Annotated in this window: 18 protein-coding genes; 9 read left to right on the forward strand and 9 right to left on the reverse strand. The window is 37.2% G+C overall.

What is annotated here, in order from left to right:
• Positions 1-4 precede the first annotated feature (4 nt).
• Complete coding sequence (locus R2Q66_RS11310; protein ID WP_316748932.1) at positions 5-2,476, reverse strand: transglycosylase domain-containing protein; 2,472 nt, start codon at positions 2,474-2,476, stop codon at positions 5-7.
• 315 nt (positions 2,477-2,791) lie between these two features.
• Here R2Q66_RS11310 and R2Q66_RS11315 point away from each other — a divergent pair, with 315 nt between their 5' ends.
• The 6 genes from R2Q66_RS11315 to R2Q66_RS11340 all read left to right on the forward strand — a co-directional run bounded on the left by R2Q66_RS11315 (position 2,792) and on the right by R2Q66_RS11340 (position 12,852).
• Positions 2,792-3,301, forward strand: a complete 510-nt coding sequence (locus R2Q66_RS11315; protein ID WP_316748934.1) for a GNAT family protein — start codon at positions 2,792-2,794, stop codon at positions 3,299-3,301.
• A gap of 976 nt (positions 3,302-4,277) precedes the next feature.
• Positions 4,278-4,865: an RNA polymerase sigma-70 factor gene (locus tag R2Q66_RS11320; protein WP_316748936.1), complete on the forward strand. Its 588-nt coding sequence runs from the start codon at positions 4,278-4,280 to the stop codon at positions 4,863-4,865.
• A 150-nt stretch (positions 4,866-5,015) separates the two neighbouring features.
• Positions 5,016-6,119, forward strand: a complete 1,104-nt coding sequence (locus tag R2Q66_RS11325) for a FecR family protein (RefSeq protein ID WP_316748937.1) — start codon at positions 5,016-5,018, stop codon at positions 6,117-6,119.
• A 337-nt stretch (positions 6,120-6,456) separates the two neighbouring features.
• Entirely contained in the window at positions 6,457-9,900 is a 3,444-nt protein-coding gene (locus R2Q66_RS11330) for a SusC/RagA family TonB-linked outer membrane protein (RefSeq protein ID WP_316748939.1), read from the forward strand.
• Between the two features lie 10 nt (positions 9,901-9,910).
• Positions 9,911-11,308, forward strand: coding sequence for a RagB/SusD family nutrient uptake outer membrane protein (locus R2Q66_RS11335; RefSeq protein WP_316748941.1), 1,398 nt, complete (start codon positions 9,911-9,913; stop codon positions 11,306-11,308).
• A 2-nt stretch (positions 11,309-11,310) separates the two neighbouring features.
• Positions 11,311-12,852, forward strand: coding sequence for a TlpA disulfide reductase family protein (locus R2Q66_RS11340; RefSeq protein ID WP_316748943.1), 1,542 nt, complete (start codon positions 11,311-11,313; stop codon positions 12,850-12,852).
• Here the strand turns inward: R2Q66_RS11340 and R2Q66_RS11345 are convergent.
• The 8 genes from R2Q66_RS11345 to R2Q66_RS11380 all read right to left on the reverse strand — a co-directional run bounded on the left by R2Q66_RS11345 (position 12,849) and on the right by R2Q66_RS11380 (position 18,539).
• Positions 12,849-13,190, reverse strand: coding sequence for a hypothetical protein (locus R2Q66_RS11345; protein WP_316748945.1), 342 nt, complete (start codon positions 13,188-13,190; stop codon positions 12,849-12,851). The genes R2Q66_RS11340 and R2Q66_RS11345 overlap by 4 nt on opposite strands.
• 68 nt (positions 13,191-13,258) lie before the next feature.
• Positions 13,259-13,579, reverse strand: a complete 321-nt coding sequence (locus R2Q66_RS11350) for a hypothetical protein (protein ID WP_316748947.1) — start codon at positions 13,577-13,579, stop codon at positions 13,259-13,261.
• Between the two features lie 115 nt (positions 13,580-13,694).
• Entirely contained in the window at positions 13,695-14,153 is a 459-nt protein-coding gene (locus R2Q66_RS11355; RefSeq protein WP_316748949.1) for a MauE/DoxX family redox-associated membrane protein, read from the reverse strand.
• Between the two features lie 354 nt (positions 14,154-14,507).
• A complete protein-coding gene (locus R2Q66_RS11360; RefSeq protein WP_316748951.1) occupies positions 14,508-14,984 on the reverse strand; it encodes a hypothetical protein in 477 nt (158 codons plus the stop codon).
• A 106-nt stretch (positions 14,985-15,090) separates the two neighbouring features.
• The gene (locus R2Q66_RS11365) at positions 15,091-15,732 is read right to left on the reverse strand and encodes a hypothetical protein (RefSeq protein WP_316748953.1); all 642 of its coding nucleotides are present in this window, start codon (positions 15,730-15,732) and stop codon (positions 15,091-15,093) included.
• Positions 15,733-15,930: 198 nt separating this feature from the next.
• On the reverse strand, positions 15,931-16,911 hold the full coding sequence (locus tag R2Q66_RS11370; RefSeq protein ID WP_316748955.1) for a helix-turn-helix transcriptional regulator: 981 nt from the start codon (positions 16,909-16,911) through the stop codon (positions 15,931-15,933).
• 110 nt (positions 16,912-17,021) lie between these two features.
• Complete coding sequence (locus tag R2Q66_RS11375; RefSeq protein ID WP_316748957.1) at positions 17,022-17,978, reverse strand: helix-turn-helix domain-containing protein; 957 nt, start codon at positions 17,976-17,978, stop codon at positions 17,022-17,024.
• Positions 17,979-18,170: 192 nt separating this feature from the next.
• Complete coding sequence (locus R2Q66_RS11380) at positions 18,171-18,539, reverse strand: helix-turn-helix transcriptional regulator (RefSeq protein ID WP_316748959.1); 369 nt, start codon at positions 18,537-18,539, stop codon at positions 18,171-18,173.
• 633 nt (positions 18,540-19,172) lie between these two features.
• On the opposite strand from R2Q66_RS11380, the gene R2Q66_RS11385 reads away from it, so the two are divergent.
• The 3 genes from R2Q66_RS11385 to R2Q66_RS11395 are packed head-to-tail and all read left to right on the forward strand — an operon-like array spanning position 19,173 to position 22,792.
• On the forward strand, positions 19,173-20,465 hold the full coding sequence (locus R2Q66_RS11385) for a nucleotide sugar dehydrogenase (RefSeq protein WP_316748961.1): 1,293 nt from the start codon (positions 19,173-19,175) through the stop codon (positions 20,463-20,465).
• A gap of 4 nt (positions 20,466-20,469) precedes the next feature.
• Positions 20,470-21,909: a lipopolysaccharide biosynthesis protein gene (locus R2Q66_RS11390; protein ID WP_316748963.1), complete on the forward strand. Its 1,440-nt coding sequence runs from the start codon at positions 20,470-20,472 to the stop codon at positions 21,907-21,909.
• Between the two features lie 10 nt (positions 21,910-21,919).
• Positions 21,920-22,792 carry a glycosyltransferase gene (locus tag R2Q66_RS11395; protein WP_316748966.1) on the forward strand — a complete coding sequence of 291 codons (873 nt, stop codon included), beginning with the start codon at positions 21,920-21,922 and terminating at the stop codon, positions 22,790-22,792.

Genomic DNA, 22,792 nt, shown 5'->3' on the forward strand with positions numbered 1-22,792 from the left:
CAGTTTATTTTGCCGGTTTAACTTTCTCCTGTTCTTTTTTTATACGTTCTTTTTCCTTTTCTTCTTCACGTTCTTTCTTTCTCTGATCTCTTTTTTCTTTTCGGGTTAAAGGAACTTCAGTAGCAGGTTGTTTTACCGGTTCCGGAGTTTTCTTATCCTCTGTTCTGATGATATCTTCTTCTTTTAATACCGGTTGCTGATCGTCCATTAAAGGTTCGTCCGTGCTGGTAGAATCTACCGCAAGACTATCAGTAGTGGTGGTGTCTACTCTAATCCTCGGACTAGGGCAGTCGATGTTCCTTGTGATTTTTACTTTCGCTTTCGGGAAAGGACCGTAGGTATAACCAGTACTAGGATCATGGTAAACTTTTTCCATGAACTTGGCAAAGATTGGCAAAGCTGTTCTCGAGCCTTCGCCGGTAGCACCATTGTTAAAGTGAGCGGTACGTTCATCGCAGCCTACCCAAACACCGGTTACCAGATCTTTGGTAACGCCCATGTACCAGGCATCGACATAGTCAGACGAAGTACCTGTTTTTCCACCAATCTGGTTTCCTTTTTTCCAAAGATCCCATTCCCAAAGTGCCTGAGAAGTTCCTCCTGGTTCTTCCATACCTCCACGAAGCATGTATAACATCAGCCATGCGATCTCTTCAGAAAGCACTCTTTTTGTTTTCGCTTTAAAGTCTTCAATTAGATTGTCGTCCTGATCTGTGATCTTTTCTACTAAAATCGGATCTGTTCTTACCCCTTCATTCAGGAAGGTACTGTAAGCTCGTACCATTTCATATACGGACACATCATTCGGGCCAAGGCTCACAGATGGTACCGCTTGTAGTGGACTTTCAATGCCACATTCTTTAGCCCATTTTACTACATTATCTGCGCCTACAGCTTCGGTAACCTGTGCCGTAATGGTGTTTACAGATTTACCCATGGCCCATCTTAAAGACATTTCTCTGTAGCTATAGTTCCAATCTGCATTTTTAGGCTCCCAGTATTCTGTTTTTCCTTTTTCCTGATAAGCGATTTTTACCGGCTTATCGGTGAAGGTGTCGCAAGGACTCATGCCTGCTTCTAAGGCAGCCAGATAGGCAAATGGTTTAAAAGTTGATCCTGCTTGTCTTTTACTTTGATTAACGTGATCATATTTGAAAAACTTATGGTCAATACCACCAACCCATACCTTAATCTTTCCACTGAAAGGATCCATGGTCATCATTCCTGCATTCATGATCTTTCCGTAATAACGAATAGAATCCATGGTAGAGAATAGGGTATCCCTGTCACCTTTCCAGGTAAAGATTTTCATCTTTTTCTTTTTGTCGAAATAGGCTTTGATGGAATCCGGAGTATTGCTGTATTTTTTTTCTAAGATCGCATAGACTGGTAATTTGCGCATGGCGCGATCCGGATAGTCTACTTTTTTCTTTTCAGAATCCTGCCATGGGTCTTCTTTTCCCCAGACACTATAAAATCTCTTCTGAATGATTTTCATTTGATCTGCGACGGCTTCTTCTGCGTATTTCTGTAGCTTGGAGTCGATGGTGGTGTAGATCTTTAAACCATCTTCATAAAGGTCGTAATCATTATCGTCCGCCCATTTTTCCAGGTATTTGTCTACTGCGGCACGTAGGTAAGAATCTCCGTCACTACCGTCATCCACGCTGCCTACTTTAAGTTGTAGTGGACTATCCTTATAGGTGTTTAATTGTTCTTTAGTAATGTAATTGTATTTATTCATCTGAGCGAGCACCACATTTCTGCGTTCCAGTGCTTTTTCAGGATTTCTTATCGGGTTGTAAATAGAAGTTCCTTTTAGCATACCCACCAGTAAGGCAGATTCCGGAACCTGAAGTTCATTCGGACCTTTGTCGAAATAAACTCTTGCAGCTGTTTTTATACCGAAGGCATTGTTCCCGAAAGAGACGGTATTGAGGTACATCGTGATGATGTCGTTTTTAGAGTAATTGGCTTCCAGTTTTACAGCAGTCATCCATTCTTTTAACTTGGAAACAATGGTGCGTACTACGGGGATATGTTTAATGATACCTTGTGATTTGTTGTACCGGGTTCGGTAAAGGTTTTTGGCAAGTTGTTGAGTGATGGTACTGGCGCCACGTTTATCACCGGTAGCCGTAGAGATTCCGCTAGACAAGAGGGAGCGGAAATCTATACCCATGTGACTGTAAAAACGAACATCTTCTGTGGCAATTAAGGCTTCGACTACGCTCGGAGAGATCTCCTTAAAGCTTACCGGAGTACGGTTTTCTTTATAATAACGGCCGATCAACTTTCCATCAGCTGTGTACAGTTCAGAACCTACACTTTGCGTGGGCGCTTTAATGTCTTTATAAGATGGGGAGTAGCCAAATAGCCATAAAAAGTTTAGTTGGAGCGCACAGAAGAATATAATGATGCAATATAGGAATATGCTGGCGTAGCGAATATACTTATTGCGGATTTCTTTAAACATGGAAGTAAAGATCAAAAAAACGTAAAACAGTTCGTGTTAAATAGTGTTAAAACTTGTAACGCAAATTAACGTAAAAAAATTGCGAATGTTCTTATTTGTTGTTTAAAAGCGTTTGTTGTTTCTTTCGGGTGTAAAGCAGGAGCGGGAAGGTGTCAATATACTGTGCTAATCGCCAGGAAAGAGGTACAAATATCGTTCAGCTGGCATTGTACGGCATTCTTTTTTTATTGGTAACTTATTGTTCGAAACTTCTTCCGGACTTTGGCTGGAGTTTTACCTGAGTCTTTTGAGGAGAGAAAAACAAGCTGGAATGATATGAAATCTTTAGTCTATATAAGACCATTAGTAGTTGATGATGCTAAAATCTCCTGGACCTGGAGAAATGATGCTGAGATATGGAAGTTTACCGAGTTCAAACCAGACCGTTTTATTTCTCCGGAAATGGAAGCCGACTGGTTAAAGCGTAAGTTGCTTCAGCCTTATGAAAAAAGATTTGCCATTTGTCTGGCAGAAAGTGACCAGTATATCGGAAATATTCAACTCATTGATATAGAAAGGGGGGCGGCCTGGTATCATTTGTTTATCGGAGAAAAGCTGTTTTGGGGGAAGGGAATTTCACAATATGCGACTCGTTTGTTGCTATCCTATGCTTTCTCTGAGCTGGAGTTAACAACGGTCTTGTTGGAGGTTCATGTTTTTAATGTCGCCGCAAGGGCTGTTTATGATAAAATAGGCTTTATACCTTTTGCTACAAATCAGAAAACCGGCTTTATTCAAATGAAGATTAGTAAAGTTGGATTTGAAAACACGCTGGTTGTCAGTTAGTTTAGTGTGTTTTTTTTGTTGCCTTCTAATGATAAGCATTGTAACAATAAAAACTTTAATTTGTCTTTATGAGAAAATTAATTTGTTAATTAGATTATTTTGGTTATATTAGTTATTGTAAATAAACTACTGTAATTATTTGTATGTTATTTTTGAAATCCGCTCAGTGTGAATCCTCACATCTGGCAATTGAGTTTTTTACTCTTTAAGTTTCCAAAACCTTTCTTTTCGACTGTTAATTGTCATTGCTGTTCGTTGGTATGGCTTTCAGTTTTTTGCTCATTTTCTAACCTTCTGTTATTCTTTGTTAATTATCTATTTCCATGCGGCTTTTTGGAAGCCTGATTCAACTCCGGGATCTTAACGGTTGTCTGAGTTTGATGCTGTTTTTTCGTGTGGAATGATTTGGTTATCAATTGGTTTGTTGGAAAATGTCATTGAAGTCCTGCCTTTTTTTTTACGGTGAATACTGCTCAGGGCTAACCCTTTCAGAGCCAGGTAATTTTACCCAATATCGAATGTAACCTTGCGAAATAAACACCCTTAAAAATGTCAATTATGTATAAAAAACACCTCCATCATCACTGTTCATGCCAAATTTTTATGCCTCCCTAGAAAACAAGCTTAAATCGTGTTTTATTCTTTAGAATAACGTCAAAATATTGTGTGTCTGATCTTTATGTGTTGCGATTTTTCAAAATATTTAATATTTGAAAAACTGAATTAGTTTGGATTACGTAAACAAGAAAAATAGGAGGAATCAGCCTTTTTATAGCTGTATGCTCTTTTTTTAGATTTTACATTAGCGTTTCATTGGATTTTTCTTTAGAGGGAATTGAGCGGAATGATCTGGAAAATGTGCTGAAAGCAATGGCGTTTAGAATGAATAAAATGAATAAAACCCAAATGTTTAAACATCCTATAAAGGCTTAATAATTGTTAAGCCCCAGACATTGATATTTTTAGGTTAAATTATATGGCATTAAGAGCTGAATATACTGAACTTCCCGACAGTCAACTTGTCCAATTATTAAATGAAGGTAATGCAATGGCATTCACTGAAATTGTGAACCGCTACCATACCTTGCTATTCTCATTCGCCTACAGGCGACTGGATAATAAGGAACAGGCAAGAGATCTGGTTCATGATGCATTTGCAAATATCTGGGAGAAAAGAGAAGTCCTTGTTATCGAGGGAATCCTGGAAGCCTATTTGGTACAGGTGGTTAAAAATAGGGTGTTGAATCATTTCAAGCATCAACAGGTAACCAGAAAGTATATTGAGAATTTTGGAAAGTATCTGAATAATGTCCAGAATAATACAGATCATTTGGTACGACACAATGATTTGTCCACATTGATTGAGAAAGAAGTTGCCGCGTTACCAGAGAAACTGCGGATTGTATTTGAGCTTAGTAGAAAAAAGTCCATGAACCGAAAAGAGATCTCGGAGTATTTAGGTATGCCGGAGAATACGGTGAAAACTAATCTGCAGCGCTCTTTAAAAATTCTAAGGGTTAAATTGCCTTCCGGGAATATGTCGGTACTTTTTCCCTTCCTATAGTTGTTAGTTGTTCAACAAATTACTGAAGACCGCCTTTGTTAAAGCAAAGGCGGTTTTTTTATGCGATAAATACAGCCTTAATAATTTCTTTACATTTTTTGAATACCAAGCTAACATAGTGTTGTGTGGTAGTTATAATTATCAAAACAGATGAACCAAATCAATCCTGAAGAATTACTAAATAAGTATAAAGCTGGCGAATGTACGGTTGAAGAATTAGCACTTGTACAAGGCTACATCGTACATGAAGGAATTACGCCTCAGGATCTTCTAAGTATGGAAGACGAATTGGAGGAATATAAAACTACTACAGGTCGCTTGCCTTTAAAAATAAAAAGACGGATCTGGCCAGGGAACCTTTTAATGGTTGCTGCTACAATCATAGTGGTTTGTGGACTATTCACGTTACTTTCTAAAGAGGATACCAATACCATTAATTATGCGGGTGATGTTCAGCCTGGTGGTAATAAAGCGGTACTGACTTTAGAAAACGGTCAGAAAATACAGCTAAGTGATGCCAAATCAGGAATTGTAGTGGATGCATCGAAACTGACTTATAATGATGGAACGGTCATTAACAATGAGCAATCTAAGACTTTCAGCATTTCTACACCACGTGGAGGAACTTATCAGGTTCGTCTTCCGGACGGCTCAGTTGCCTGGTTAAATTCAGCATCCAGTTTAACTTACAGTGCGCCTTTAAAAGGGGATGGAGGTTCCAGACGGGTTAAGATGACAGGGGAGGCCTACTTTGAAGTAGCAAAAGACAAGGAGCATCCCTTCGTTGTAAGTACCGATAAACAAACCGTTACCGTGCTGGGGACGCATTTTAACATCAATAGTTATACTGATGAACCCTCGGTTAAAACTACGCTGCTGGAAGGTAGTGTTCGTGTAGATCTTTTATCTGCATCAGGAGGTGCTGTAAAGGGTAAAGCGAAGGTGCTTAAGCCGGGGATGCAAGCGGTTAATACCGGTACTGCGCTTGACATAAAGGAGGTAGACCCGGGGATAGCCATCGCATGGAAAAATGGCGAATTCGCGTTTAAGAATGAGTCGCTGGAAGATATCATGAAAAATATATCCAGATGGTATGATGTAGAAGTGGTTTTCGAAGACGAGGCTGCTAAAAGAAAAGTGTTTGGAGGATCAATTTCCAAGTTTGAAAAGGCCTCCAAGGTGCTCTGTATGTTGGAATTGACCGGAGATGTGAAGTTTAAAATCTCCGACGGAAAAATAATAGTTACAAATTAAGGTTCTCACCAGATTAATGCTCTCAATTAACCTAATCTGTGAACAATTTAAAGCTATTAAAGATGCGGCATAAAACAAGAGATTCAACGTAGTCCCCCCCAAGGACGAGGCATGAAAAGGCCAGGAGTGCTCGAAACACTTCCTGGCCCGATGCCCGGAAATTACAGTTAATTGAGTGTAACCTAAAAAAACCAGACAAACAAACTTAGAACATTTTCGCCACAAAGCAAAATAACGGATCTATCTGCCGCTAAGACTTGTCGTACCCGACAAAATGAACAGACTATGCCTTAAACCAGACATACCTAAGAGGTATGTCCTAAAATTCCTGCTGATAATGCGCCTAACCACCGTTATTCTTATCGCGACCCTAATGCAGGTAAGTGCCTCAGGCTTTAGCCAGAAGAAGGTTACTTACGTAAAGAAAAAGACAGATTTATGGGGTGTTTTTAATGCCATGAAATTACAAACCGGCTATAAAGTATTATGGTCTGATGAGGTGATCAAAACGACCGAAATGATGGATGCTAATTTTACTAATGCAACCATTGATGAGGTAATGACGAAAGTCCTTGCCGGGAGGCCGCTATCCTATATTATACAAGATGAGATGGTCGTGATAAGGAGGGATGTGCCTTCATTTCGTCCTGGGATCAATAAGGTTCTTCCTTCAATTGATGTTCGTGGGCGTGTTCTCGATGACGATAATAAACCACTGGTTGGAGCGATAGTAAGAATTAAGGATACGAAAATAGTTATTGTAACGGATAATAACGGGGAGTTCTCTTTGAAAAATGTAGGGGATAAAGCGGTTTTGTTGATTTCTTATTTAGGATATCAGACGCTGGAAATTCCTGCATCGCAATCTTCAAATTCTATCAGGTTGGTTCCGACTAATGATAAACTTAATGAGGTAGAGATTGTAAGTACGGGTTATCAAAACTTACCAAAAGAAAGGGCTACGGGGTCTTTTACGCTGGTAGATAATAAATTATTAAACAGGTCGGTTTCGCCGGATTTAATATCGAGGTTAAAAGGTATTACAAATGGGCTTTTGGTGGATAAGACAGTCGGTTTTAACATTAGAGGAAGAAGTACAATCTTTTCCAATACATTACCCTTAATAGTCGTGGATAATTTCCCTTTTGAAGGGGATATCAATACGATAAACCCAGATATGGTGGAGAGTGTAACCATTCTAAAAGACGCAGCAGCAGCCTCTATATGGGGTGCGTTTTCTGGAAATGGGGTTATCGTAATCACCACAAAAAAGGGGAAGCTTAATCAAGCTCCGGCTATTAGTTTAAAGGCAGATTTAACGGTTGGGTCGAAGCCAGATCTGTATTATGAACCCCAGTTAAGCAGTAGCCAATTTATCGATGTGGAACAGTTTCTTTTTGACAAGGGAAAATTTGCAGCTAAAATCAAGGATGGTTATAGTACAATATCTCCCGTAATTGCCATTTTGGAAAAGATTAAGCTTGATAAAAGTTACGCTATTCAGGGAAAAGCTGAAATTGATGCTTTAAGAGGTATTGATTATAGAGATCAATTGAATAAATACTATTTCAGGAAGAGTACCCAACAGCGTTATGCTGCAGAAGTAAGAGGTGGAGGCGACGCACAGACTTATTATTTCTTTGCTGGTTATGATAAAGCCCTACCAAATCAGGTTGCTTTATCTAATTCTAGAATTACTCTAAAAGCGAATAATAGCTACAATTTGCTTCAAAACCGTTTACAATTGAATACAGATATTATGTTTTCTAAATCTCAATCCAAGAATACAAATACTAATGGCTACTTTACTTATGTCCCTTATGAACAATTAGCAGATGAAAATGGCAATGCCTTAGCAACATTAAGTAGTAGTGGATTGAGAACTGCATATACTGATACCGCTGGAAAAGGTAGATTATTAGATTGGAAGAATAGACCTTTAGAGGAATTAAGAAAAGGTTACACGCAGAACTCAGATAACCTTACCGATTATAGAATCAATCTGGGGATGGTCTATAAGATTATAAATGCTTTAAATTTTAGTGTAAATTATCAATACTATAATGCGAGTACCAAAGGTGAAATAAACAAAAATAGAAATTCATTTTATACTAGGGATTTAATTAATACATATTCTCAGATAAATTCCTTAACAAACGCAGTAACGAGGCCAATTCCGATGGGTGATATTTATACAACTTCATTTGAACGTATGGAGTCTAATTATGGAAGAGCTCAATTGAATTTTAATCAGAATTTTGCATCAAAACATGTCCTTGCTGCTATTCTTGGCTATGAGGTTCGAGATAACCAAGGGGGAAGTAATTCATTTGCAGTTTACGGATATAACCCTGAAACAACCACTAATATTTTAGTAGACCAATTTTCATTTTTTCCAAATTATGTTACTGGCGGTCAAGATAGAGTCGGAGGAGAAGGACAGCCTTCAGAAAAAGGCACAATAGACAGGTATATTTCTTTGTACGGAAATGCTTCATATATATACGATAACAAATATATTATATCAGGTAGCTATCGTAAAGATGAGTCTAATTTATTTGGTGTTAAGGCAAATCAAAAAGGAGTGCCATTATGGTCTGCTGGTTTAGCATGGAATTTAGACAAAGAGCCTTTTTTCAATGTGAATTGGCTTTCAACTTTACAACTAAAAGCAACTTATGGGTATAATGGAAATGTAAATAAATCAATATCAGCTTATTTAACGGCAAGCCCTACATCTGTGATGAATCAATTTACAGGACTGCGTCCTTACACAATAGTAAATCCACCAAACGACAATTTGAGGTGGGAAAGAGTAAAGAATATTAATACCGCATTAATATTTTCTACAAGAAATGCGCGTATTTCTGGAAGCCTAGAGTTTTACATTAAGGATGGAATGGACTTAATTGCTTCTAGTCCAATTGCTTCGCAAACAGGGGTGTTGGTTTTCAAAGGAAATACTGCTGATACCCACACTAAGGGGGTTGATCTTCAGTTAAATTCAATAAACCTCAATGGTGTTTTCAATTGGAATACAACTTATATTTTTAACTATGTAAAAGATAAGGTGACAGGTTATAAGGCTGTGGTTGGTCGAAACGCTAGTATTGTAACTTCCTCATCAGCAGGGCTTTCTCCGTTGATCAATTACCCAATTAACTCGATTTTCGCCTACAAATGGGCCGGTTTAGATGCATCAGGTAATCCTCAAGGTTTTTTGAATGGAGTGGTTGGTACTGACTATGCTAAGATTCTAAATTCTGCAGACCCGAGCGAACTTCGGTTCTTTGGTTCAAGGACCCCAACAATTCATGGGGGGCTAAGGAATTCATTCTCGTATAAGAATATTGAATTGTCGTTTAATATTACATATAAGATGGGGTATTACTTCAAACGTAGATCTATGGTGAATTCCAACGTTATCGGTGGTAGCTTTAGGGTTAGAGATTTTGATTTAAGATGGCAGAAGCCAGGAGATGAATTACTAACAAATGTGCCGGCTCTTATTTATCCAAATAATACTAATCGGGATGCATTTTATGAAAATTCGGAAGTATTAATAGCGAAGGGAGATCATATTCGTTTTCAGGATATTCAACTGAATTATACAATATCAAGAAAACAGTTTGCTAAACTTCCATTCGATACCATAAATATCTATACGTACGCTACGAATTTTGGATTGCTATGGAAGGCAAATAAATATAAGCTAGACCCAGATGTCGATACTTATCCCAACCCAAGAATTATAGCTTTTGGAGTTAAAACTAATTTTTAAATAAAATACCATGAAGAAATTTTTATTTCTATTAAGCGGTTGCATGTTTATAATGACTATCAACGGATGTAAAAAAGATTTTTTAAACGCAAAACCTAGCACAAATATTGTTCAACCAGTGACGCTAGAGGACTTTCAGCTACTTCTTGATAATATAGCTTTAACTAATGGTGTTGGTTTGGGGGTGATGGGGGCAGATGAATACCGGTATAGCAGCGATGCAACTTGGTTAGCTGTTCCTTCAATTACTGCTCGAAATTCTTATATATGGGCTAAAGATCTCTTTGGAGGCGGTGCAATAAGTGTGCATTGGGTTACACCATATCAATCTATATTTTATGCTAATAATGTGTTAGTTGGGATTGAGAAAATCGAAAGGGAATCTAAAAATGCAGTGGAATGGGATAGAATAAAAGGATGGGCTTTGTTTTTAAGGGCCTATGCTTATTATGATTTAGTCAATAATTTCGCTCCAATTTATGATGAAAAAACGGCGTCAACTGATTTGGGTGTTCCTTTACGATTAAACCCTTCTATTGATGAAATATTACCGCGCTCCTCTGTACAACTAGTTTTTGAAAGAATTTTCAAAGACCTCGGCCAAGCGAGCGTTTTATTGAATACAGCTCTTCCGGTAGGAAGATCAAGACCATCAAAAGTAGCTGCTCATGCACTGTTCTCCAAAATTTTTTTAAATATGGGTAAATATAATCAGGCTGAGTTGCATGCCGATTCTTGTTTGAGTCTCTATAGTAAATTAATTGATTACAATACCTTAAGTAAGATTTCCCTGGGACCTTTTTTGGAAAATCACGATGAGCAAATTTATGCTAGGCAAGCAACACCGGAGGTCGTTTATGCAAACTTAGGTAATACTACAGCTGATGTCGCCCCAGAGCTCATTGAGCTTTACGGGGCAAATGATTTAAGGTTGAATATTTTTTATACAAAACAAACAAACGGGACCTATCGTACTAAAAGGAGTTATTTTGGTAATCTTGGTATTTACCCTTTTTTGGGCTTATCTACAAATGAAGTTTATTTAATAAAGGCGGAATGCCTAGCTAGGAGAGGAGAGGTTCAACCGAGTATGGATGTATTGAATCAACTCTTAATTAAGCGTTGGAATCCAGACGCAACATTTCCTCCCGTACCTTTTAAGTCTGTTAAGGCAGCTAATACTATGGAAGCACTCGCTAAAGTTTTACTGGAAAGAAGGAAGGAATTGGCATTTAGAGGGTCAAGGTGGGATGATTTGAAGCGCTTTAATAAGGCTGGTGCTAACATAACTTTGATGCGAACAATTAATGGACAAACTTACGCTTTACCTCCAAATGACCCAAGGTATGTATTTCCCATCCCTGATAGTGAAATAAGCTTAAGTGGAATTCAACAAAATATAAGATAATTATGAAAAATATGAAAAAGAATCTCGTACTGACGTTATTATTAATATTATTCTTTGCAATAATTTTAAACGCCCAAGAGACAGTAGCCCCTCTAGAAGCGAAAATAGTAATAGAAGTTACTGCATTCGACAATAACCTTGCACCCAAATCTAACAAAAAACGGAATGTGATATTAAATGTAACAACTTTGGGGAGTAATTTTCTCATTGCTCCCTCCAAGACTTATACATTTAATCTAAGTATTGAAAAGCCCTTTAAAATTGTTCTACCTTCTACAACTAATTTTACTTATGTCAATTTTGAGTTTGATGAGGTTGTAGACAGGAGTTCTATAAATAATGTCTATATTTTTGAGAAAGGTGATAGCGTGAATTGTAAGGTATCAGAAAAAAGTTATGAATTTTATGGGAAGGGAGCGGAAAAGCTTAATTGTCAGAGTGAAATGTATGATATTAGATATAGACCTTCAAAGAATGATGTTAAACTGTTAAATGATAAGCAGTATCAAGATTATTTTGAGGCTAGAAATAAAATAGCAGATTCTATATTTGAAAAGCAGCTAGGGGTTGTCAATAAATATGCTGTGAAACTTGGAAAAAAAATGACTGAAATTATGTTGGCCAACGCTTATGGAAACAGATATGCTTCAAATTTAAATTCACTCATTATGAGTAGACTATCCGATCCCGGCTTACTTCCAGCCTTTTTAGAGTCTGAAGCTTATCAGAATATAGACCTGACTTTGAATCAAAAACTCGAGCCTGCAATCTTGATTGCATCACCAAATTATTGCAATTTTCTCTTGGAGAAAATTTCGCTTGACAATTTGATTGAAAGTAAATCAAAGAAGTTACGATCTAATATTGAAATGCCAGGTTTGGTTTTTAATACAATTAAAAAAAATTACGAAGGACTTCTAAGAGAAAAACTTCTTGCTATGTTTTTTTTGAAATATAAAGACTATTCAGAAAGCTATCATTACTTAGATGAAGCGATGCAATTTGTCGAAAGCAATGAAATTGTATCCATTCTGCTCAATATAAAAAACACTAAGGCTAAAGGTAGCACTTTCTTTCCCTTTGAGTTAGAAAACACAAAGGGAGCTATAACTCGATTGTCAGATTTAAACGGAAAGGTTGTTGTACTTGATTTTTGGTATAGTGGCTGTGGAAATTGCGTTATTCTACACGAGGGAATGAAACCTGTGGTAGAAAAATTCAAGAATAACCCTAAGGTTGAATTTGTTTCAGTTAGTATTGACGAAGATAAGTTTTTGTGGTTAAAAAGTGTTGCTTCTGGGAAATACGCAGATCCTAACGGATTGAATTTATATACTAATGGTTTAGGTTATTATCATCCATTGATTGAAAAGTACTATGTCCGTAGCTATCCAGCTATCTTCGTATTAAAAAATGGAAAACTAATTTCAGCATCTCCACCAAGGCCCGGTCCTTCTTTTACATTACCAGATCATATTGAGGCTAGAGTCGCATTTATTTCGTTAATTGAAGAAGCATTAAATGATAATTCTATTTTACCTTAGTGTAAATCAAAATAATAGTAACCTTTGATAGGTAGTTGGAAAGTGTCGACCATAGCTTCAAGTTCTATCGGACCATATATGGGGTCTGATAATTCAAGTACTTGTTCAGTTGTAAGTATTTTGGGTAAATTATATTTATCTTTAATTACAATATACGCACAGATTTCTTCGTTTCGACTTAAGCATAACACAGGGAAGAAATCATAGCTACTCATAAGGAGGTAATTACCATCGGCGTGTTGTGCGTAGATATTTACAGGGGTTCTGTTTTTATTGGCAAATAAACTTCCGCTAAAAGCTAAGACCAAAACTATTAGACTAATCATTGAATTTTTCATAACATTTAATTTAATAATTAATGAATGGAAAATGGAGGGGTCCATAAATGGAGCACCCTCTTTTTATTTTACAATGAATTGTAAATGCCTTTAATTGGCTGGTCGAAGGTGTCTGTGACCTCTTGTAATCTGATTGGAGCTTCTGTGGTAAGAGTTTCTACCTGTTCAGGAGTTAAAATGGATCCTAATGATGAGCCTGAAATTTGTTTAAAAGCACAAGTTTTTAGTGATGCTGTTGTACATAGAGATGGTTGGAAATCAGCTGTCATCAAAACATATTGACCATCTTGATTTTGTACATAGTGGGATTCAGTCACTGTTTGGTTGGTAAATGCACTTCCAGCAAAAGCTACGCCTACAACTAGCAGGCTAAAAAATAAATTTTTCATAATGTTTATAGTTTAAGTGATTTAATAATGCCATATTTTACTCAGGATACAGCTTCAACCTGCATTACGCGTAAAGTCTTTATAAACCATTAAAAATGGTTGTAATTAAGTTTTATTAGTTTGCCCTTTTATTGGAAAAGGAAATTGCAATTCCCGCTAAAACGATAAAAATGATGTTGAACCAAATATGTTGCATCCAGGTAAGTGAGCTTATTACCCCCCCACAATGACAAGGAACTACTTCGATAAATATTTTCATGTAAATGAGGTAAAGCGTAAATACCGTCATTAGTATCCCTGATGCAATAAGTCCCTTCCTCCGCGTTATAGGAACCATCAGAAGGATTGAAATAACAACTTCGGTAATCGGGATCAACCAGGCTACATATTTCCCTACAGAATGCATCATATCAAGTCTACTGATGAACTTTATGAATACGTCCATGGTCATGAACTTATCTGTTGCGGTATAGATAAACAGAGCGATAAAAATATACGCGACCGCATCAATGGTAATCTCTTTTGCTTTGTCAGAAAGATGAAATCTCGAAGTTTTTTTCAATGTTGTTTCCATTTTTATAATTTTTGAGAGTTACAATTTTAATTTCTTTAACACTTGCTGTTGCAAGGAATATAGAGTTGATTTATTGACTTTGCATCTGTGCCATAAAACCCGCATAGTTGGCGTGATCGGGATTTGGTAAGGTGGTTATTCTAAATGATCATACTCTATATTTTCCTGCACCATATTGTAAACTACAATTGGAGAAACGTCTTGTAGCTTAATGTCTTTTAAAGCCTTAACGCACAAACCGATCAGCCAATGGCTGCAACATTAAATTCTGGGAAAGGGACCGGGGCTAATTCCCGAATTTCAGCCCGCGGCCCTTTCAGATTAAAAACTATATAGAGTTTGGTTTCGTGTATGTTACCTGCCTTTTTTATTTAACCGCGACTGGTGTAACTTGTGCCGTTCCCAGGCAAAGTCCCATTCACCACTTACGATTGCTTCATTTCTTATCTCAATTACTTTTCTTAATGCCTCTTCTTCATGCGCTGCGAATACCTTCGAAATAAATAAACCATGATGACTTTCTGCTCCGCCATAAAAGCAGATGTTATGTTCTTCATTTTTTGTTTCATCGACATCGCAATTGGTATCGCACATAAAAATATCTCTGGGTGTATTACTTGTTTGCTCAATAGAGATATAGTAAGCGATTCTCTTGTCTTCCGTGATGAGATCCGGGTTTAAAATTCCATCAATGATTTCCAGACAAGCGTCGCTTTTAAAACTTCCTATAAACTGCTGTGCTTTTTCCTTGTTGTCAAAAACAGCATAGACTTCATCCATTACATCATACCTTTTAGGTTTCACGAAATAGATTCTTTTCTCAGCGTTCATAGTAATAATGATTAGCGTTTTGTTATACCAAATGTAAGGGCTCTTTTAACTGATTTGTGTTGCATATGCAACAAACGTGTGTTACATATGTAACATAATTTAGGACTTAATCGCCTCTATTGAGCTTGTATTGCGTATACGCTGTACTTAACCTCGATCTGGAGACATTTAAGTGCTGCGCAATAAAATCATTATTTATTCTATTAATGATAGTCGGATTATGCTTTAGGAACAAGCTAAGTCTCTCCTCAACATTAGATTTTAACATATGCTGATAAAACTTACTGTAAGCGTCTCTTTCTATCTGTAAGTAGGTGGAAAGCGTTAACAGCTGCGGAGAGTTGTTGAGCAGGCTTTTCAAATGAAAATGACCAATGGAAATGATTTCCCCATCTTCTAACATCTGGATTTCTTCTTTTCTATCTACACAGTTGACAAAACTATTTACATCAAACATGATATCATCCTTTTTCCAAAGACGCGTAACAAATGTTTTGTTAGTCTTCTCATGATAATAGAAACTATGGGCAATACCGCTATATAGATAGTGTAGATAACCACCTTCATAAGGACCGCTTTCTTCAATATATTGTTCTTTTTTTATCTGCTTTAACCTGCTGCTGGAGATGATAAAATCAATACATTCCTGCGTTAAGGGCCCGACCAGTAATTCTATTTTTGGAATTATTTCCTGGATCATGATCAGTTTTAGTCTTGCTTTGTTTGATTCATTTCCAAGTACTTTCATAGTTCCAGTTTAAGAATTTGGTGACAAATACAGATGGGGAAGATGGTTTTGAGTGAGTTATTCATTTTGAGAGGGAGTTTGTAAAACGTTGATAATAATAAAGTTACAAACAGGATGTTCGGGTTCAAACGGACTTTTCTTTCAAAATGAATCTATTTACACCTATAAGTTGTGAAGCAAAAGTCCACCTGTCCGGGATTAGATTACAGTGAGCCGGGCTTCCTGAGCGGTGATTTTAAATTTCTTTTTAAATGCGCGGCTAAAGTATTTGGGATCATCATAACCCACGATAGCAGAAATCTCCTGTATGGTGTTTCGGGTAGTCAATAACAGTTTTAAACTGTTAAGCATTCGCAGCTCTATGACCTGTTTATGCAAAGGTTTATCAAAGGCTATTTTTGCCAATCTGACCAACATTGTTTTAGAGATCATAAACTTCTGAGCGAGGATAGTTTCATCACCAACAATTTTGCTGGCATAATTTTCTGTTACAAAGTCTGCAATTTCCTTTGCTTTAGCCTCCTGGTATTTTGTGGTAGCGGTGGTTTGCTTTAGTTTCATCAGATACCTGTTGAAAGACTCATTTAAAAAGATATGCAAGTCTATTTCGATATCCCTTTTTGTCGGTAGCTTGCATAATTTCTTAACCCCATCAAATAGTTGTGCTGCGATATTAAAACCGGGTAAATCATAGATCTGCTCTTCACCGTTATTGTAGTAGGAAATTAACTCAAATAACTCCTCATGTTCTCCATATTTAGTGATCAGCCATTCCGGACTGATGGTTAACAACGCTACCGGGTAATTTCCAGCTACTAATTTTCGCTTGTATTTTCCTGCTTTAAGGTAACCAAGTTTGCAAGACCCGTTTAATGTTTCAGATAAAATATTACCGACATGGTTGTAAAGTATGGAAGAGCTGTCTTTCATGGCATGCATAAAAAACGAATTCTCCGTAATTTCAAAATCAAGTTCAAAATCCACCTTTACCTTATAATCATAAGATTGAAAATGAAACAGATGTTGACTAATAGATTGTACCAAAATGTCTGATTCTTCTAAAGTCACATAACTGGCCTCTGCTGATTTTAAAGGGAGGGCAGTCAGCGAGGATCGCTGATCAAATGGGCAGTTAATTACAGATATTGGGGTTTGAAGCAATTTAACGTGAGAGCGCATGAATATGTCTTTTATCAAACTTAATCACTTAGGCGCTGAAAAAAAATGGCTAAAGTTTACAATTTTTGTATCAAATATTCAATTTAGTGTATAAAAAGTATAAATTATTCCTAAGAGGAGTATTTATTCTGTTTTCCTTGCTTAGGTGGATAACCATAGTAACTTTTAAAAGCTTTGCTAAAATGGTAGATGTTTTTGTATCCAACAGATGCTGCTACTTTGCTCACGGTAAAAGCTTTGTTCCTGAGCATTTCCTCCGCGTCTACCATTCTACGTTTCGTAATAAATTTGGTTATGGTACAGCCGAAAGTCTTAATAAACAATCTGTTTAAAGTCACGCTTGTCATATGGTATAATCCGGCGATTTTCTGAGTATTACCCAAGTCTGATCTCGTATAATTCGCGATTAAATAAGCGATGATTTTATAGGCAATACTCCCTGTGTTTTCAAGGTCGTTTTGTTGATTAAGATTTGATTCTTTCGGTTTTATTTGATCTGAAGAGATTAAAACTTCTACCAGTGTTAAGTAGCTTTCCAATTTTAAGTTTAAAAAGGAAGCACAGTAATGAGCCGCTAAACCGGTAACAGGGTAGTTTTCCAGAAAAAACTTCACCCTTTCTTCTTCGGGCAGCCGAAGCATTTGATTGTTATCTTCAGTACCTTTCTTTTCTATAAAGGCAACATGCTGGAATAATTTATTCGTTTCTGGATACTTTTCCAGTTTGATAACATCCGATCTTTTGATTTCAAGGACAGTGACCTCAGTTCCAGCTATGAATTTAAAGCGTGTAGGAACGATTTCAAAAAAGCTTTCCAGATCTGTTACAATATCGTTGGGATAATAAATCCTTGCCACAATATCTTCTCCATTGGGATCGGTTCGGATGGTTAAAATAAAACCGGAAAGCAATTGCCAGGCTTTACTGGCAATATGACCAGGTTTTATAAAGACATAACCTGGTTTTCGTTTTTTCTCCACCATTAATGGCTGTATATCGTTCCAAAACCCAGGCGAAATCGGAGTTGTATTATTGAAATCATTCAGTAAACGAGCGATATTTTTCATACAGGAAAGACATTCGTTGATTTGAGAGCTAACAATGTTAAAATTGTTTATGTAAACTTAATAAAATTAAATATAATAGTTGCGTTTTCACCACAGAATATTTTGTTTTTTTTCTTGACAAAATATCATCAGGCAAAAACTTTCCGGGTATTAAAAGCCGAAATGATTGCTGTGCGCTGGAAGCTGGGGAGATTAACTGGCTTTTGAATGTGTATGATGGGAGATGTCGACTAACAAATCATTGTATTTCTCCAATAGGCTAATGTACTTGTTCATCCAATGGTCTACGGAATGATTAGCAGACTCCTCCCGTTTTTCTATGGTGTTGGCAATCTCAATGGTTTTTAGATCCTGAGCAAGTGCAAATTCCTCAGGAAATTCTTTTGTGAAATCATAATTTATAGCCTCGCCAATTTTACAGATGGTTTCCAGGTTTATCTGCCCATTTTCAAACCAGTTATATATGGCTGTTCTGCTCACATGAAGCTTTCTCGAAAGCTCGCTGATTCCGATCTTTTTGCGTACTACACGCTCGATCACATCTCCTCTATTAGGTGTCATAATTTGTAGATAGTTTAATTCAACTTAATCCTATTATCAAAATATACCCGATCAGTTGGATCCGCTGATCTACTAACTACCATGAAATAATGATACCAATTCGGCAAATTTTGTGTTTACGGCACAATATTGATTCAGCATATTGAGAATATTTACTGAATTGTTCAATTCTACCAATACTGTGAATATAATTGTAGAATGAAATATTTTCATTCACAATTTTGTTTTGAGAACAATATTCGAAGAGGAACCGGGTAATTGAGTAATTATGGGGAATTGTATGGCAGGAATGTGGTCTTGTTTTACAAAAATGTAAAGGACTATGTGTAAATTTCACAATAGATTGACAACTTTTACAGTTACAGTGTTTTCTCGATAATAATTCCCTAGCTTTATTCTACGAAATCACTGCTATTCATGTGGTTTTAAACAGAAGCTAATTTTCATGATGAACAGTCTGAACAATTGGCGGAACAATTACTATTTGAGAGGGAGATTTTTCAGAAGTATTTTTTTTTCAAAATCAGCTACTGTAACTGAATTGGCGAAGCTATATTGACGTACTCCATCCCGCCGCTCAGGCAAAAAAGATTCTATAAATTTTCTGATTCATCTATTTCTAAAACCTTTAATATGCTTGACTCGCGTACTAAAATTGGCATTATCGGTCTCGGTTATGTAGGGCTACCTCTGGCTGTAGAATTCGCAAAGAAATACAAGGTATTGGGTTTTGATACTAATGAAGAACGTATTTCAGAACTTAATTCTGGATTTGATCATACGCTTGAAATTGAAGAAGAACTGTTAACTGAGGTGCTCACCAGAGATTGTACTACTGTACAAGGATTGTACTGTACCAATGATCCCGAAATTTTAAAAAACTGTACTATTTTTATTGTGACCGTACCTACTCCGGTAGATAAAAATAACCGACCTAACTTAATGCCTTTAATCAATGCAAGCATTACGGTAGGTGGGGCGCTTAAACCAGGTGATATTGTAATTTATGAATCAACAGTTTATCCCGGAGTTACCGAAGATGAATGTGTGCCTGTTTTAGCTAAAATTTCCGGTCTGGAATTCAATGTAGATTTCTTTGCCGGTTATTCTCCGGAACGGATTAATCCCGGGGATAAAAAACATACCCTGGCCAATATCCTGAAAATAACTTCTGGCTCTACGCCTGAGATTGCAGAGATCGTAGATCAATTGTACCAATCCATTATTGTTGCCGGCACTCATAAAGCATCCTGTATTAAAGTTGCAGAAGCTGCCAAGATCATCGAAAATGCACAACGGGATATCAATATTGCCTTTGTAAATGAGTTGGCAATGATTTTTAACCGCCTGGGGATTAATACCAATGAGGTATTGGATGCAGCAAGTACCAAATGGAACTTTCTAAATTTCAGACCCGGCCTGGTTGGCGGACATTGTATTGGGGTAGATCCTTATTACCTGGCGCAGAAGGCACAAGAAGCAGGGTATCACCCGGAAATTATCTTGGCAGGGCGGAGAGTGAATGATGGCATGGGCGCCTATGTAGCGGACCAGCTCATCAAGCAAATGATTCAAAAGGACACACATATTGTGGGTGCAAAGGTACTGGTCCTTGGTTTTACATTTAAAGAGAATTGTCCGGATGTCAGGAACACTAAGGTGATTGATATTATCAACAGGCTGAAAGAGTACAATGTGGAGGTAACTGTTCACGATCCCTGGGCAAATGTGGCACATGCCAAACATGAATACGGAATTATATGTGAGAATGGGGAGTCAAAAACCAGGAAATACGATGGGATTCTATTAGCTGTGGCCCATCGGGAATTTAAAAATATTGACCTGGCAACCCTATGTAAAAAGAACACTGTGGTGTATGACATCAAATCTATTTTGCCAGATGCCATGGTAAGTTCCCGCCTTTAATCTGATGAGCTTAAGAGAAAAAACAATATCTGGAATTATATGGTCCCTTACCCAGCAATTTAGCTCAAAGCTAGTTGGCTTCGTGATCACCATAGTGCTTGCCAGGATTTTAACACCTGCTGAATTCGGATTAATCGCCATGTTGTCCGTATTTATAGCGCTGGGGAACACGCTGTTAGATAGCGGCCTAACTTCCTCATTAATCCGGTCTTCCGAGGTTAGCCAGAATGATTATTCTACCGTATTCTATTTTAATCTCCTTGGAAGTGTACTGTTATACCTCATTTTATATTTCAGCGCGCCATGGATCGCCTTGTTTTACCATCAACCTGTGCTCAGTAGTATCGTTAGAGTTTACGGTTTAACATTGATTCTAAATGCCTTTTTTGTTGTGCAGAGTACGCGGCTTATCAAGGACATGAAATTTAAAATACAAACCAATATACAGATACCTTCAGCGATCATCGCTGGCATCCTTGGGGTTGTACTTGCCAAAATGGGATATGGCGTTTGGAGCCTCGTATGGATGGCCCTGTTAAACGCATTTCTTTCTACCGTATTTAATTGGATATACTCAGATTGGCGCCCTTCCTTAGTTTTTGATAAAGTGAGTTTCAAACACCACTTTCATTTTGGATATAAAATGACGCTATCAGGAATATTAGAAACCGCCTACCAAAACATTTATACACTGATCATTGGTAAATATTATTCGGCAACACAACTTGGCTTTTATTCCAGAGCAGACTCTATTAGTCAGCTACCCATTTCAAATATTTCTGCAGCGATTAATAAAGTAACCTATCCCATGTTCTCGCAGATAGCTGAGAACAATGAACAACTTAAACGCGTGAATAAAAAAGTAACCCAACAGGTCATTTTTTGGAATGCACCGATACTGATTTTTCTTTGCATTGTGGCGGAACCCCTTTTTAGATTCCTGCTCACAGACAAATGGTTGCCAGCAGTTCCTTATTTTCAAATACTTTGCCTCACCGGGATCATGTATCCTTTACACTCTTATAATCTGAACATATTAAAGGTTAAAGGTAGAAGTGATCTCTTTTTAAAACTGGAAATTGTTAAAAAAGTAATCGGTGCGATTGGCATCATCAGTGTAATCCCATTCGGAATTTATGGATTGCTTTACTTTCAAATGGGTTTTTCATTCCTGGGATTTTATATCAATTCCGTTTATAGTGGAAAACTGATCGGTTATCCTGCCAAAGAACAAGTCATGGATATTTTACCGACCATCGCTTTATCCGCTTTTATTGGAATATCAACCTATTTATTTGATAAATATTTCATGATTCCGCTTCTCTTTCCCGATTTGGCGCGGATCATCGTAGTCTTTCTATTTTACTTTTCTATTTATCTGGGCTTTAGCAACTTTATTAACCTCTCGGCCATTATAGATTTTAAATTATTGGTGAAAAAATAAATACAGCGCTATGGAAACAAAGGATTCTAATGTTTTAGTTAGCATTTCCTGCTTAACGTACAATCATGAAAAGTTTATTGCTGAGGCAATTGAAGGTTTTTTAATGCAGAAGACCAATTTTAAGTTTGAAGTTCTGATTGGAGAAGATTGTTCTACCGATGGAACCAGGAAAATTGTAGATGCTTACCAGAAGGCACATCCAGAAATCATTAAACTAGTGACCTCAGCTAAAAATGTAGGAATAAAGAATAATTTCAATCGGATTGTCGATGCAGCCAAAGGTAAATATATGGCCATGTGTGAAGGGGACGATTTCTGGACTGATCCATACAAGCTTCAAAAGCAAATTGATTTTCTCGAAAGTCACCCGGAATACATTATGTGTTGCCACTATTCTAAGATTATTGATGAAAAAGGTGATTTGCTATACGTACACCCTCAGCCAGTAAGTCTGGAGTTTGGCTATGAAGATGTTTTACAGGGAAATAAAGATGAAACAGCTACCGCTACGCTAATTTACAGGACCAGCCTCGACGTAACTCACATGAGTATGCAAGACTGGTACATCAACTGCCATGCTCCGGATAAATTTTTAAAACTGTATGCTACAGCCGTTACCGGCAAGAAGATCTATGTGATGCCGGAAGTGATGAGTTGCTATAGAAAACATGTTGGGGGGGTATGGAGCATGGTGGACCCCAGGGAAATAACAGGTAGGATGCTGAATGATTTTAACGTAATTATCAAAAACTTTAAATATCCCGCTGCCCTGAAATGGAAATTATTAAAAGTCTATGGCAGGAATTACCTGCGTCATGATATCCGAAACCTCCAGATAAACAATGCCTTTAATACCATCAAATATTTATTGTTGAAGCAATGA

This window comes from Pedobacter gandavensis, from assembly GCF_032677645.1.
Lineage (GTDB): Bacteria > Bacteroidota > Bacteroidia > Sphingobacteriales > Sphingobacteriaceae > Pedobacter > Pedobacter gandavensis_A.